We start from the raw sequence: 13,319 nt of genomic DNA, 5'->3' as shown, positions 1-13,319 counted from the left end.
GATGCCGCCCGCTCCTCCACAGGAGAAAACCATGAGCCAGCTATGGGACCGCTACCAGACGCTCAAAGCCAGCCAACCCCGACTGCGCGCGCGCGACGCCGCCGCCGCGCTGCAGGTCAGCGAATGCGAGCTGACCGCCGCCGATCCGGCCGCCACCCCGCTCAGGGCCGAATGGCCGGAAATCCTGGCCGCGCTGGCGCCGCTGGGCCGGGTGATGGCGCTGACCCGCAACCACGCCTGCGTGCATGAGACCAAGGGCGACTACGCCAACGTCGAGATCGACGGCAAGGTCGGCCTGGCCATCAACCCGGTGATAGACCTGCGCATCTTCCTGTTCCACTGGCGCCACGGCTTCGCGCTGCGCAGCGAGACGCCCCGCGGCGTCCAGCGCAGCCTGCAGTTCTTCGACCGCCACGGCGAAGCGATGCACAAGGTCTACCTGACGGAAGCCAGCGACATCGCCGCCTACGACGATCTGGTCGCGCGCTTCGCCGCGCCCGCCGCCGCGCTGGAGCTTGAGCCGGTCGCGGCCGCCGGCGCCGAACAGCCCGACGAAGCCATCGACCGCGACGCCTTCCAGAACGAATGGCAAAGCCTGAGCGACGTCCACGCCTTCCACCCCTTCCTGCGCCGCTGGCAGGTATCGCGGCGCCAGGGTTTCCGCCTGGCGCCGCCGGGCCAGGCCTGGCGCGTGCGCGAGGACGCGGTGGAACAGCTGTTGCGCCGCGCCGCCGCCACCGCGACCCCCATCATGGTGTTCGCCGGCAACCGCGGCATGATCCAGATCCACACCGGGACGATAGTCAACGTGCAAGTGGTGGGCGACTGGCTCAATGTGCTGGACCCCGATTTCAACCTGCACCTGCGCACCGACCTGATCGCCGAAGCCTGGATCACCCGCAAGCCCGGCGACAACGGCGTGGTCACCTCGCTGGAGCTGTTCGACGAGCAGGGAGAGTCGCTGGCCACCTTCTTCGGCGAACGCAAGCCCGGCCGTGCCGAGCGGGCCGAATGGGTGAAGCTGCTGGGCGAGCTGCCGCCGCTGGAGCAAGAAGATGTCGCGTAAGACCATGCTGGCCGGCGCGCTGCTGGCAATGCTGGCCCTGCCCGGCCACGCCGCCGAGCGGCTGGTGGTGGTGACGCCCGACATCGCCGAGATCGTCGTCGCGCTGGGCGCCGCCGGCGACGTGGTCGGCCGCGACCGCAGCAGCAAGGAGCCGCAACTGGCCCATGCTCAGGTGGTGGGCTTTTCGCGCGCGCTGAACGCGGAAACCATCGCCGGCCTCAAGCCCACCCTGGTGTTGGGCAGCGCCGCCGCCCAGCCGCCGACGCTGTGGCCGCAATTGAAGCAGCTGAAGCTGCGGGCCGAAGAGGTTTCCGCCCGCGAGGACGGCCGCGACTTCGCCGACGCCATCCGCAAGGTGGGCCAACTGCTCGGCCGCGCCGACGCCGCCGCCAGGCTGGCGGCCGACTGGCAGCAGCGGATGCAGCCGCGGCCGGCGCGCGCCGTCCGTTACTTGGTCAGCTACGACGGCAGCCTGGTGGCCGGCAAGGACACCGCGCCGGATACCCTGATCCGCGCCGCCGGCGGCGTCAACGCCGCGGCCGGCATCAGCGGCTTCAAGCCGCTGGGCCGCGACGCCTGGCAAGCGCTGCGGCCGGACGTGATCATCCTGGGCAGCCACACCGCCGCGGTCTACGGCGGCAAGGACGCCTTCGCCAAACGACCGGAAATCGCCGCGACCCCGGCCGGCAAAACCGGCCGCATCTATCTGCTGCCGCCGCAGCAGGCGATGCTGATCGGCCTGGACAGCCCGGCGGTGGTCGAACGGATGGTGAGGATGTGAGCGCCGCCCGCCGCTTGTTGTGGCCGGGCCTGATACTGGCCAGCGTCGCGCTGCCGTTGCTGGCGCTGTCCAGCTCCGCCGGCCAGTTGGCCTGGCCGGATCTGGCCGACCCGCTGGTCAGCCAGCTGCGGCTGCCGCGCATCGCCGCCGCGCTGGGCGTGGGCGCGGCGCTGGCCGCCAGCGGCGCCGCGCTGCAGGCGCTGTTCCGCAATCCGCTGGCCGATCCCGGCCTGATCGGCACCTCCAGCGGCGCGGCGCTGGCGGTTATCGCCGTGCTGGCGCTGGGCTTGTCCGGCCTGACGCTGCCGTTGGCGGCTTTCGGCGGCGGCCTGCTCGCCACCTGGCTGATCCTGCTGCTGGCGCGGCTGGCCAAGGGCGGCATCGCCGGCCTGCTGCTGATGGGGCTGGTGGTGGGCGCCTTCTGCGGCGCGCTCTCCAGCCTGATCCTGTTTCTGTCCGACGACCTGACCCTGCGCTCCGCCAGCAGCTGGCTGGCCGGCAACCTGGGCTCGGCGCTGCCCGGCCGGCTCGGCCTCTGCCTGGCCGTATCCGCGTTGGGCATCGCGCTGTTGTGCGCGATAGGCCGCGACCTCGACTGCCTGCTGCTGGGCGAGGAAAGCGCCCGCTCGCTGGGCATCGACACCCGCCGTACCCGCCGGCTGGCCGCCATCGGCGCCGCGCTGGCCACCGGCGGCGCGGTCGCGCTGTCCGGCGTGATCGGCTTCGTCGGCATGATGATCCCCAACGCGCTGGCGCTGCTGGTGGGCGGCTGCCGCCGCCGGCTGATCCTGCTGTCCGCCTGGGCCGGCGCGCTGTTTTTGCTGGCGGTGGACACCCTGGCGCGCAACCTCGCCTGGCCGCTGGACCTGCCGGTGGGCCTGATGGCCGCCTTCGCCGGCCCGCCCTTCTTCATCTGGATTTTCCGCCGCCAACAAGGGAGCCGCTCCGATGCCTGACACCTACACGCTGAAAGTCCGCGAACTGGATTACCGGATAGGCGGACGCGCGCTGCTGAGCGACATCCGCCTGGACCTTCCCGCCGGCCAGGTATCCGCGCTGCTGGGGCCCAACGGCGCCGGCAAGACCACCCTGCTGCGCCTGCTGGCCGGCCTGGCCGCGCCCAGCCGCGGCGCGGTGCGGCTGGCCGGCCAGTGCGTGTGCCGGATGGACGCGCTGCAGCGCGCGCGCCGCATCGCCTGGGTGCCGCAGCAACTGCCGGCCGACATTCCGCTGACGGTGGCCGAATTCGTCGCGCTAGGGCGCATGCCCCACCTCGGCGCCTTCGCCCGCCCCGGCGCGGACGACCGCGCGGCGGTCGCGGCGGCGCTCGCCACCGTGGAAATGGAGCCATACGCCGGCAAGCGGCTGGAGCAGCTGTCCGGCGGAGAAAGGCAAAGGGCGGCCATCGCCCGCGCGCTGGCGCAGCAGGCGCCGGTGATCCTGCTGGACGAGCCGACCAACCACCTGGACCTGCGCCATCAACACCAGCTGCAACAGCTGCTGCGCCAGTTGGCGGGGCAAGGCCGGACAGTGGTGCAGGTGCTGCACGACCTGACGCTGGCCGCCGACTACGCCGACCGGGTGGCGCTGCTGGAGAGCGGCCGGCTGGTGGCCGCCGGCGCGCCGTCCCAGGCGCTGACGCCGGAGCGGCTGCTGGCGGTGTACCGCTGGCCGGTGCGGCTGCGCCACCACGCGCCGCCGCAAGCGGCCTGAGCGCGCCCATGAAAAAAGCCGCGCCGGATGCCGGCGCGGCTTTGTCGGACATCGAGCCTGCGTCTTACTTCAGCGCGTAGATGGCCGGCAGGTTGCGCCAGGCGCCGCGCACGTCCATGCCATAGCCGAACACGTAGCGGTCCGGCACGTCCAGGCCGACGAAGTCCGCCTGCATCGGCTTTTCCTTCGAGATCAGCTTGTTGGCGAACACCGCGCTGAAGCAGGCCTTGGCGCCCATCTCCATCACCTTGTCGCGGATGGCGGCCATGGTGTGGCCTTCGTCCAGGATGTCGTCCAGCACCAGCACCACGCGGTCGCGCACGTCTTCCTTCGGCGCCTGGCGCCATACCAGTTCGCCGCCATGGGTCTTGTCGCCGTAGCGGGAAACATGGACGTAGTCGAAGTCCAGCGGGAAGGCCAGACGCGGCAGCAATTGGCCGGTGAACACCACCGCGCCGCCCATCACCGACAACACCAGCGGGTATTCCTCGCCCAGCTTCTCGGTGATTTCCACCGCCATCCGGTCGACGGCGGTGCTGACTTCCTCGGCGCTGAACAGCACGTCGGCGCTGTTGATCAGCCCGCGGGCTTCGGAAATATTAGGCATGATGACTCCTTGACAGAACAGGCGGCGCCGCCGGGCTGCGGCGGCGCGAATGGAAAAACAATCAGTTGCGCTTCAGGCCGTCCAGGAAGGCGGCGAACTCGTCGGCCACCTCGTGGTGCTTCAGGCCGTAATTGACGGTGGCTTTCAGGTAACCCAGCTTGGAGCCGCAATCGTAACGGGTGCCCTTGAACGGCAGCGCCAGCACCGGTTCGCTCTTCAGCAGAGCGGCGATGCCGTCGGTCAGCTGGATTTCGCCGCCGGCGCCGGCGCCGGTGTTCACCAGCTTGTCGAAAATGCGCGGCGTCAGGATGTAGCGCCCCACCACCGCCAGGTTGGACGGCGCGTCTTCCGGACGCGGCTTCTCGACGATGTGCTCGACGGCCTGATGGCCATGCGCATCGGTCTTGACCTTGACGATGCCGTAGGAGCTGGTGTCCTGCGGCGCCACCGTCTCCACCCCCAGCACCGAGGAGTGGGTTTCGTCGAACAGCCGCACCATCTGCTCCATCGCGCCCGGCGCGCCTTCGATCAGGTCGTCGGCCAGGATCACCGCGAACGGCTCTTCGCCCACCACCGGACGGGCGCACAGCACCGCGTGCCCCAGGCCCAGCGCCTCGGTCTGGCGGATATAGATGCACGACACCGACGGCGGAATGATTTCCTGCACCAGCTCCAGCAGCTTGTGCTTGTTCTTGTATTCGAGTTCGGTTTCCAGCTCGTAAGCCTTGTCGAAGTGATCTTCGATCGAGCGCTTGTTGCGGCCGGTGATGAAGATCAACTCGGTCATGCCGGCGGCGATCGCCTCCTCCACCGCATACTGGATCAGCGGCTTGTCCACGATGGGGAGCATCTCTTTCGGACTGGCCTTGGTGGCCGGCAGGAAGCGGGTGCCCAGACCGGCAACCGGAAACACGGCTTTGGTGATCTTTTTCATCTCGATTCCGTAACGCAGTGACGATTTCAACAACGACAGCGCCGCATTCTAGCTCGACTTGGCTTCAGGTCAAAATGCCCATTGCTTCGACAAGGCCTCGCTCAGTTCGCGGACCAGCGGCTGCCAGTTTCCGGGCTGAGCCTGCCGCCATAGGCGCACCGAGGGATACCACGGCGCGACCGGCGCCTCCGCCAGGAAGAACGGCGCGCTTTCGGCGCGCAGCAGCGCCCACACCGGCTTGCCCATCGCGCCGGCCAGATGCAGGATGGCGGTATCCACGCAAACCACCAGATCCACCTGCGCCAGCAGCGCGGCGGTATCGGCGAAATCGTCGATGCGGCTGGCGCGGACGCATCCACGCAGCTCGTCCGGCACCGCGCCGGGCTGCAAGGCGATGAAATCGATATCCGGCGCTTGGCAGATTTCGGCGAACTGCGCGGGCGGAATCGATTTATGCTGGCGTCCGAGATCCGCCACGCCGACGCCCCAATGGCCGCTTTCCCACACCACGCCCACCCGGCGCCGCTTGCCGGCCGGCAAAACCGGCGGCGCCCCGTCCGGCAAACGCAGGTACGGCGCGGTCGGCAAATTCTCCAGCGTGACGCCCAGCAAACCCGGCAATGACATCAGCGGCAGCTGGCAATCGTGCTCGGGCGCCGCGTCCGCCTCCAGCAAGGTCAGGCCCTCGAACTGCGCGAACAGGCGGTGGAACGAGCGCGGGCAAGCGAACAGCAGCCTGGCCTGCGGATGGGCGCGCCGCAGCTGCGGCAGGAATCTCGCCATCTGCAAAGTGTCGCCCAGGCCTTGCTCGGTCCACAACAGCAGGGTGCGCGCGCCCAGCGCGTCTCCCTGCCAGCGCCTTGCCGTCAGCCTTGGCCGCAGCACGCAGCGCCAGCGCGCTTCGTACAGGGGCCAGGCCTCGGCGTATCGGCCGGCCGTCAACAGCGTGATCGACTGATTGAACTGCAAGGTGGCGTCGTCCGGCGCCAGCGCCAGCCCTTTTTGCTGCACCGCGATCGCCTCGTCCAGCAGCAGCGCGCAGCTGTAGGCGTTGCCCAGGTTGCTGTAGCGCGCCACCGACGGCCCGCCCAGTACCAGCGCGCGCAATTGGCAGTCGATGGCGTCGCGATAGCGCTGCTGGTGCTGGCGGACAATGCCGAGATTGACCCAGGCGTCGAGATGGCCCGGCTCCGCGGCCAGCACCTCTTGCAGCAAGGCCGCCGAGATGTCCAGCTCGCCCAGCTCCTTCAGCAGCACCGCGAGATTGCTCTTGATGTTGCACGACGTCGGGTTCAGCGCGGCGGCCGCCAGATAATCATCCAGCGCGCCGGGCGTGTCCTCCAGCTGCAGCCTGGCGTTGCCGCGGTTGGCCAGCGCCTGCCAATCCTGGGGGTTCAGCGACAGGCAGCGGTCGAACGCCGCGATGGCGCCGGCCCAGTCGCCATGGGCGGCGCATTGATTGCCTACCTCGAAATCCGCTGTCGCCATCATGCTTGATGTCATCCCGCCCTCTCTCAGTTGCCCGACAACAACGCCTGCAGGCCGGCTTCGTCCACTACCGCGACGCCCAGTTCCTGCGCCTTGGCGAGCTTGCTGCCCGCCTCCTCTCCCGCCACCACGTAATGCGTTTTCTTCGATACGCTGCCCGACACCTTGCCGCCGGCCGCCTCGATCAAGGCCTTGGCCTGGTCGCGGCTCAGCGTCGGCAAGGTGCCGGTCAGCACCAGCGTCTTGCCGTCCAGCGGCAGCGCCGCCGCCTCGGCGGCCTGCGGCAGTTCGGCCAGGATGGCTTCGCGCAAGCCGGCCAGACGGCTCAGCGACTCGCGCCGGCCCGGCTCGTCCAGCCAGTCGGCCAACGCGTTCACCACCTCGGCCGGCAGATCCAGCTCCAGCAGCGCGCGCCGTTCACTGGCGGCCAGCCAGGCCAGGCTGCGCTGCGCCGCGAGTTGCTGGCTGCGCACTTCGGTCAAGCGCGGAATGCCCAGCCGCGCCAGCAAGGCCGCGTCGTCCAGCCGCTCGCGCAATCTGGGCGACGGCGCATGCTCGTCGGCCGGGCGCACCTCGGCCAGCAGCGCGTCCAGCGCCTTTTCATTGTTGTCTTCGGCGAAGAAGTCCGCCAGCGATTCCGCCACCACCGCGCCGATGTCGGGCAAGGCGGCGAACAGCGCCGCCGGGCAGCGGCGGATCAACGCCATGCCGCCCAGCCAGTCCGCCAGCGTCTTGGCGGTGGATTCGCCGACATGGCGGATGCCCAGCGCGAACAGCAGCCGCGCCAGCGGCGGCGCGCGGCTGGCGTCTATCGCCGCGATCAGGTTTTCCGCCCACTTGCTGGCCACCTTGCCGGCCTTCACCGTTTCCGGCGTGACGCCCTCGTCCTCGTCGGCGCGGCGCTTCATCTCCAGCAAGTCTTCCAGCTTCAGCCGGTACAGGTCGGCCACGCCTTTCACGTAATCGTATTCGACCAGCTTGTCGATATAGCGCTCGCCCAGGCCGTCGATGTCCATCATGCGCCGGCCGGCGAAATGCTGGATCGCCTGGCTGCGCTGGGCGCGGCAGGACAAGCCGCCGGAGCAGCGGGCGATCGCCTCGCCCTCTTCGCGCGCCACGTGGCTGCCGCACACCGGGCAGGCGCTCGGCAAACGGTAGGCCGGGTATTGCGGCGCCTCGCCGGCGCTGAACAGATCGCCGCCCTCGGCCGGCTGCATCGGCCGGCGCTCCAGCACCACCGACACCACCTCGGGAATCACGTCGCCGGCGCGGCGCACGATCACCGTGTCGCCGACGCGCACGTCCTTGCGCCGCACTTCGTCCTCATTGTGCAGCGTGGCGTTGGTGACGGTGACGCCGCCGACGAAGACCGGCTGCAGCCGCGCCACCGGGGTGATGGCGCCGGTGCGGCCCACCTGCTCCTCGATGGCCTCGACCACCGTCAGCGCCTCCTCGGCCGGGAATTTATGGGCGATGGCCCAGCGCGGCGCGCGCGACACGAAGCCCAGCGCGTCCTGCTGGTCGCGGCGATTCACCTTGTACACCACGCCGTCGATCTCGAACGGCAGGCCGGCGCGGCGCGCCTGCACCGCTTCGTAGTAAGCGGACAGCCCCGCCACGCCCTTGACCACCGGCCGCAAGCTTTCTTCCACCACCGGGAAGCCCAGCTGCTTCAGCCAGGCCATTTCGCCGGCGTGGGTGTCCGGCCAGTCCGCGCCCGCCACCTGAGCGATGGCGTAGGCGAAGAACGACAGCCGGCGCTGCGCGGTGATGCGCGAATCGAGCTGGCGCAGGCTGCCGGCGGCGGCGTTGCGCGGATTGGCGAAAGTCTTGTCGCCGCGCTCGATCTGATCGGCGTTCAGGCGCTCGAAGTCGCGCTTCAGCATCAGCACCTCGCCGCGCACCTCCAGCAGCGCCGGCGGATTCGCGCCGTCCAGCTTCAAGGGAATGGCGCGTATCGTGCGCACGTTCTCGGTCACCTGCTCGCCGGCCACGCCGTCGCCGCGGGTGGCGGCGCGCGTCAGCACGCCGTTTTCATACAGCAGCGAAATGGCCAGACCATCGAACTTGGGCTCGGTGGCGTACTCGACCTCGGCCGCGTCCAGGCCCTTGCGCACCCGCTCGTCGAACTGGATCAGCTCGGCATGGCGCTCTGCCGGGTCGGCCAGCTGCATGTCGGAAAAGGCGTTGGCCAGCGACAGCATCGGCACCGCGTGCACGACGCTGTCGAATTCCGCCAGCGGCGCGCCGCCGACGCGGCGGGTCGGGGAATCGGAGAGCGCCAGTTCCGGATCGGCCTCCTCCAGCGCCTGCAGTTCTCGGAACAGGCGGTCGTATTCGGCGTCCGGCACGGTCGGCGCGTCCAGCACGTAGTATTCGCGGCCGTAGCGGTTCAGCAGCTCGCGCAATTCGGCGGCGCGCAGTTGGTTTGCGGTCATGGGAAGCTCTCGAACGGCAAAAGGGCCGGCAAGGCCGGCCCCGTCATCATAAATTCATCGCTCAGGCGAACAGGCGCAGGGCGGCGACGCTGCCCGGCGCGATGCCCCTGTCGTCCATGCTGCCGTAAATGTGCAGCAGCTGGTCGCGGATGCGGGCCAGGCCGGTTTCGGTCAGCACCCGGCGGTTGTCGTCCACCAGCTGCGCGTCGAATTCCTGGGCCAGGTGCTTGGCGAAGTGCACGGCGCGGTCGAACACATCTACGCCGCCGGCCACGCGCGGCACGTCGAACAGCAGCGTCAGCGCCGGGAACGACTTGTCCAGCAAGGTATGGAAAGTGAACGGCATCTGATCGGCCGCCACCAGCGAATACAGCGTGTTGCCGGAGTCGGCCAGGTAATGGAAGGCGCCGTCCGGCTCCAGCTGCAGGCCGGCGGCTTCGGCGAAGCTGCGCAGGCGCGCGCCCTCGATCGAAGCCTGAGGCACGATGTTGATGCCGATCAGCACGTCGACGTCGGCGCAGAAGCGGTCCAGTTCGCGCGCCGCCACCAGCTTTTGCTGGCGCTGCGGGAAGCTCACCGCCGCGTCGTGGTCCTCGGCGAAGCGCGACACCTGCTGGCAGAAGGCGGCCAGCTCCTGCTCGCCCACCGCGCCGGAGCGGTCCACCATCTGCATGCTGACGTTGATCTGCTTGTAACGGGTGCCGGGCAGCGCCTCGGCCACTTTCCACAGGCCGCGCTCGGTTCGGCCGATCAGCTGGGTGCGCTTTCCGACATTGAAGCGCGGCATCGCCGCCAGCTCGTGCGGCTCATGGAACATCACCTCGGCGATGAAATCCAGCGACGGGTCCAGCATCGCCACCACCAGCGCCTGGTGGTCGGCGGAGTCCATCGCCAGCTCGGCCTCGTCCTCCTCGTCCATCACCGGCACTTCCACTTCCTGCAGCGCGGGTTCGCGGCGCGGCGCCGGCTGCGGCTCGCGGACCGGCGCTTCCGCCGGCGGAATCTCGAACAACGGCTCGTCGTCCTCTTCCGGTGCCCTCTCCGGCTCCAGTTCCGCATCCAGCAGCACCGGCTCCATCCGGTCGGCTTTCACGCCGTCGCGGACATTGTTCTTCGGCACATCCAGCAGCACGTCGCCATGCGGGCGCGCGAAGGCCTGGTGCGTCCGCTTGCGGAAGCGCCATTCCTGAAACATGTTGAAACCCAGCACCAGGGCGATCACGCCGCCGCCCAAAATCAAAACACCAATCTGCAATTCGCTCATTAGCCAGTCCGCATTAAGGCGAATAATCGAGGCTGCCAGCCGCGCCCGTCGGCGATCCGGCCTGTCAGCCTCCCTCGATCCTGTCACCGCCTCGGCCGCAGCCATTCGGCGGCCGGCCCGTTCTGCAGCGGGCATTTCAGGCTCATTATAACGAAAGCCCGCCGCAGCGCGCCATTTGGCATTGCAAAAACGCTTGACAAACCCCCGACGCGAAAATGCCATTGCCAAGACGGCTGGGCCAAGCCATTAGACCAGCTACGCATTTCCCCGCAACCCTGTATAACGCTCAGGAAAATTCGCCAGGATGAATATGACATTTCAGACAGGCGAATTTATCCGGATCGCGTGCCAGAATTGGAGATAACTCTGTTACAGGGCCGTACTAGTCTGTACAACACTGCTTAGAACAGCACGGGGACTCTTTACGATGAAAAAATCCGACCAAGCCAGTTTCCTGCCTGTCGTACGCGAATTGTCGCGCACTTACCAGGCCTTTGAACAGTTCGCCAGCTTCAACATCCGCCGGCTGGGACTGACACCGCCACAGTTCGACGTGGTTACCACCCTGGGCAACAGCCAGGGCATGAATTGCAAGGAGCTGTCCGACCACACCCTGATCACCAAAGGCACCCTGACCGGCGTGCTCGACCGCCTGGAAGACAAGGGCATCGTCACCCGCAGCATGCAGCCCAACGACCGCCGCAGCGTATTCGTGGCTTTGACACCCCACGGCCAGCAATTGTTCAGTCAAGCCTTTCCGGCCCACCTCGACTACATGCACAACGCTTTCCTGCATTTCGGCGAGCAAGACCTATCCGGCTTCTGCAACGAACTGGGCCGCCTGCGCGCCAGCTTCAGCCAGGCATTGGAGCAACAGGAGAACGAGCCGGCCTAAGCCTAAGCAAGCCTCCTCCCGCTCAGGCGCGCCGCCTCACTGCCGGAAGCTCACCGGGATGGTCAGCACCGATTCCGCGGCCACTCCGCCGCGCCTGGCCGGCGCGAATCGCCAGCGCGCCACGGCGTCCATCGCCGCCTGGTCCAGGCGCCGGAAGCCGCTGCTGCGCGCCAGCGTAACCTTCAGAGCCCGGCCATTGACGCCGACTCTGACGCTGAGCAAGACCTCGCCCTCTTCTCCCAGCTGCAGCGACCGCTCCGGGTAAGGGGGCTGCGGATTCTCCAGATAGGCTGGACGGTAAAGCGCCTCATGGTCACCATCGCTCTGGCCTTCGTCCTTTGCCTCCATCCCGCCCGTAGCCGAAATCTGCCCGCCTCCCGCCGCATCAGTCGCGGCGGCCGCGGCATTTGCAAAACGGCCAGCCGGCGCAGACTGGGGCCCCGCGACGCCGGCGGCAAGCGATCCGGCCCCGGCATGTTCAGCCCTCTGCGACTGCCGGGCTGGCATCGCCGGCCGGCTTCCAGCCAAACCACCTCCGCCGCGCAGCGCGCCCGCGGCATGCGCAGCCGCAGCGCTCCCCGCCGCCAGACGAACCGCCAGCGGCGGCTCGGGCTGCGCCGGCACGGCATCGCGCGCCGGCCAGCTTGCCCAAATCCAGACTGCCAGCGCATGCAGGACCAGCGACAACAGGCAGGCTCGCCTCAACGTGAACATCGCGGCGCTCAGCAGCGCATGGCAGCGCCCAGCCGGCTGTAATGCCACCAGGCCAGCGCCATGCACAGCAGGTAAAACAGGAAAAACATCGCGAACGCCGGCAAAAAGCCGCCGAACCAGCTCAGCGACGAGCCGAAGGCCTTGGGAATGACGAAACCGCCGAACGCCGCCATCACCGAACTGACATTCATCGCCGACGCACCGCGCCTGCCGCCGCGGGCATAGGCCTGCAACAGGCTTTCGCCGCGCCGCTGCGCCTCGCGCCCGGCCAGCAACAGAAACACCTTGGGCGCCAATTGATAGGACGAGCCGTTGCCGACGCCGGCCGCGAGGAAAATCAGCTGGAACATGCCGAGAAACAGCCAGAACGAGCCGCCGCTGCCGGCCGACGGCAGGCTGAGATACACCCCGACGGTGCCCAGCGCCATCAGGAGATTGCTGGCCACGGTGGCGATGCCGCCGCCGATCCGGTCGCCCATCCAGCCGCCCAGCGGCCGCGCCAGCGCGCAGGCCATCGGGCCGACGAACAGATAGGGGCTGGCGTCCACTTGCGGAAACATGCTGCGCGCCAGCAGCGGAAAAGCGGCGGAAAACCCCAGGAAGGTGCCGTAGCTGCCCATGTACAGCAAACAGATGTACCAGGTGTGGGCGTCGCGCATCGCGTCCAGCTGGTCGCGCGGGGTGATGCGCAGCTTGGGCAGATCGTGCGCGTACAGCAGACAGGCCAGCGCCGCCAGCAGCACCAGCGGCAGCCAGACATAGGCGGCGTTCTGCAGCCAGACGTAATGCACGTCGCCGCCCCGGCCCCATACCTGCGGCTCGCCGGCATGCAGGCCGAACAGCGGATAGAGGATGCACAGCGGAATCAGCAATTGCGCCACCGACACGCCGAGATTGCCCAGCCCCGCGTTGATGCCCATCGCCAGCCCCTTTTCCGACTTGGGGAAAAAGAAGCTGGTATTGGACAAATGCGAAGCGCTGGCGCCGCCGCCCACGCCGCACAAGCCGGCAACTAGCAACAGTTGCCAGAACGGCGCGGCGATGTCCTGCACCACCGCGCCCACGCCCCAGGCCGGCAGCAGCAGCAGCAGCGTCGACAGGCCCAGCCACAATCCGCCGCCGACCCAGCTCCAGGCCCAGGAATAGATCAGCCGCATCAGCGCCCCCACCAGTGGCGGGATGGACACCAGCAGGAACTGCTGTTGGTCGGAAATGAGAAAGCCCACCGCCGGCAGATTGACCACCACCATGCTCCACATCATCCAGATGTTGAAATTCAGATGCAGCGAGAAGGTGGACAGCCACAGATTGCGCCGGGCGATGCCGCGGCCGCGGCTCAGCCAGAAAATGACGTTTTCCGGCTCCCAGCGTTTGATGCTTACGGTCATGGCTACACTTCCACAATGGCGAGAACGCGCC

At 68.3% G+C, this 13,319-nt stretch carries 12 protein-coding genes; 5 read left to right on the top strand and 7 right to left on the bottom strand.

The window, feature by feature from the left end; genetic code table 11:
- Positions 1-31: 31 nt before the first annotated feature.
- From U6115_RS04830 to U6115_RS04815, 4 genes are read left to right on the top strand one after another with little or no spacing between them, the layout of a single operon-like run.
- Positions 32-1,066 (top strand): hemin-degrading factor, encoded by a 1,035-nt coding sequence (locus tag U6115_RS04830; RefSeq protein ID WP_043579766.1) that lies wholly within the window; start codon positions 32-34, stop codon positions 1,064-1,066.
- On the top strand, positions 1,056-1,847 hold the full coding sequence (locus U6115_RS04825) for a heme/hemin ABC transporter substrate-binding protein (protein WP_043579764.1): 792 nt from the start codon (positions 1,056-1,058) through the stop codon (positions 1,845-1,847). Before U6115_RS04830 ends, U6115_RS04825 begins: the two co-directional genes overlap by 11 nt.
- Entirely contained in the window at positions 1,844-2,803 is a 960-nt protein-coding gene (locus U6115_RS04820) for a FecCD family ABC transporter permease (RefSeq protein ID WP_076098151.1), read from the top strand. Before U6115_RS04825 ends, U6115_RS04820 begins: the two co-directional genes overlap by 4 nt.
- Positions 2,796-3,560 carry an ABC transporter ATP-binding protein gene (locus U6115_RS04815; protein WP_043579762.1) on the top strand — a complete coding sequence of 255 codons (765 nt, stop codon included), beginning with the start codon at positions 2,796-2,798 and terminating at the stop codon, positions 3,558-3,560. Before U6115_RS04820 ends, U6115_RS04815 begins: the two co-directional genes overlap by 8 nt.
- A 64-nt stretch (positions 3,561-3,624) precedes the next feature.
- On the opposite strand, the gene U6115_RS04810 is transcribed toward U6115_RS04815, so the two are convergent.
- From U6115_RS04810 to U6115_RS04790, 5 genes are all read right to left on the bottom strand, one after another.
- Entirely contained in the window at positions 3,625-4,167 is a 543-nt protein-coding gene (locus tag U6115_RS04810; RefSeq protein WP_043579760.1) for a hypoxanthine-guanine phosphoribosyltransferase, read from the bottom strand.
- Positions 4,168-4,228: 61 nt separating this feature from the next.
- Entirely contained in the window at positions 4,229-5,101 is an 873-nt protein-coding gene (gene galU, locus U6115_RS04805) for a UTP--glucose-1-phosphate uridylyltransferase GalU (protein ID WP_043579758.1), read from the bottom strand.
- A gap of 69 nt (positions 5,102-5,170) precedes the next feature.
- Positions 5,171-6,592: a tetratricopeptide repeat protein gene (locus tag U6115_RS04800; protein ID WP_230623431.1), complete on the bottom strand. Its 1,422-nt coding sequence runs from the start codon at positions 6,590-6,592 to the stop codon at positions 5,171-5,173.
- A 23-nt stretch (positions 6,593-6,615) separates the two neighbouring features.
- Positions 6,616-9,027 (bottom strand): NAD-dependent DNA ligase LigA, encoded by a 2,412-nt coding sequence (gene ligA / locus U6115_RS04795; protein ID WP_043579753.1) that lies wholly within the window; start codon positions 9,025-9,027, stop codon positions 6,616-6,618.
- A 61-nt stretch (positions 9,028-9,088) separates the two neighbouring features.
- Positions 9,089-10,291, bottom strand: coding sequence for a cell division protein ZipA C-terminal FtsZ-binding domain-containing protein (locus U6115_RS04790; protein WP_043579752.1), 1,203 nt, complete (start codon positions 10,289-10,291; stop codon positions 9,089-9,091).
- Between the two features lie 427 nt (positions 10,292-10,718).
- Between U6115_RS04790 and U6115_RS04785 the strand changes: the two genes are divergently transcribed.
- On the top strand, positions 10,719-11,186 hold the full coding sequence (locus U6115_RS04785) for a MarR family winged helix-turn-helix transcriptional regulator (RefSeq protein ID WP_043579750.1): 468 nt from the start codon (positions 10,719-10,721) through the stop codon (positions 11,184-11,186).
- Positions 11,187-11,222: 36 nt separating this feature from the next.
- On the opposite strand, the gene U6115_RS04780 is transcribed toward U6115_RS04785, so the two are convergent.
- Both U6115_RS04780 and U6115_RS04775 read right to left on the bottom strand, forming a co-directional pair.
- Positions 11,223-11,873, bottom strand: coding sequence for an energy transducer TonB (locus tag U6115_RS04780; RefSeq protein WP_181243153.1), 651 nt, complete (start codon positions 11,871-11,873; stop codon positions 11,223-11,225).
- Between the two features lie 35 nt (positions 11,874-11,908).
- Positions 11,909-13,288 carry an MFS transporter gene (locus tag U6115_RS04775; RefSeq protein WP_043579746.1) on the bottom strand — a complete coding sequence of 460 codons (1,380 nt, stop codon included), beginning with the start codon at positions 13,286-13,288 and terminating at the stop codon, positions 11,909-11,911.
- Positions 13,289-13,319: the final 31 nt, after the last annotated feature.

The organism is Chromobacterium subtsugae (assembly GCF_035919665.1).
Classification (GTDB): Bacteria; Pseudomonadota; Gammaproteobacteria; order Burkholderiales; family Chromobacteriaceae; genus Chromobacterium; species Chromobacterium subtsugae.
This window is presented reverse-complemented; position numbering and strand designations above follow the sequence as displayed.

What these genes read in the sequence shown, in the direction of transcription:
- U6115_RS04830 (WP_043579766.1), top strand. Translation starts at nt 32, where the DNA reads ATGAGCCAGCTATGGGACCGCTACCAGACGCTCAAAGCCAGCCAACCC.
- U6115_RS04785 (WP_043579750.1), top strand. Translation starts at nt 10,719, where the DNA reads ATGAAAAAATCCGACCAAGCCAGTTTCCTGCCTGTCGTACGCGAATTG.
- U6115_RS04800 (WP_230623431.1), bottom strand. Translation starts at nt 6,592, where the DNA reads ATGATGGCGACAGCGGATTTCGAGGTAGGCAATCAATGCGCCGCCCAT.
- ligA (WP_043579753.1), bottom strand. Translation starts at nt 9,027, where the DNA reads ATGACCGCAAACCAACTGCGCGCCGCCGAATTGCGCGAGCTGCTGAAC.
- U6115_RS04775 (WP_043579746.1), bottom strand. Translation starts at nt 13,288, where the DNA reads ATGACCGTAAGCATCAAACGCTGGGAGCCGGAAAACGTCATTTTCTGG.
- U6115_RS04810 (WP_043579760.1), bottom strand. Translation starts at nt 4,167, where the DNA reads ATGCCTAATATTTCCGAAGCCCGCGGGCTGATCAACAGCGCCGACGTG.
- U6115_RS04815 (WP_043579762.1), top strand. Translation starts at nt 2,796, where the DNA reads ATGCCTGACACCTACACGCTGAAAGTCCGCGAACTGGATTACCGGATA.
- U6115_RS04790 (WP_043579752.1), bottom strand. Translation starts at nt 10,291, where the DNA reads ATGAGCGAATTGCAGATTGGTGTTTTGATTTTGGGCGGCGGCGTGATC.
- U6115_RS04825 (WP_043579764.1), top strand. Translation starts at nt 1,056, where the DNA reads ATGTCGCGTAAGACCATGCTGGCCGGCGCGCTGCTGGCAATGCTGGCC.
- galU (WP_043579758.1), bottom strand. Translation starts at nt 5,101, where the DNA reads ATGAAAAAGATCACCAAAGCCGTGTTTCCGGTTGCCGGTCTGGGCACC.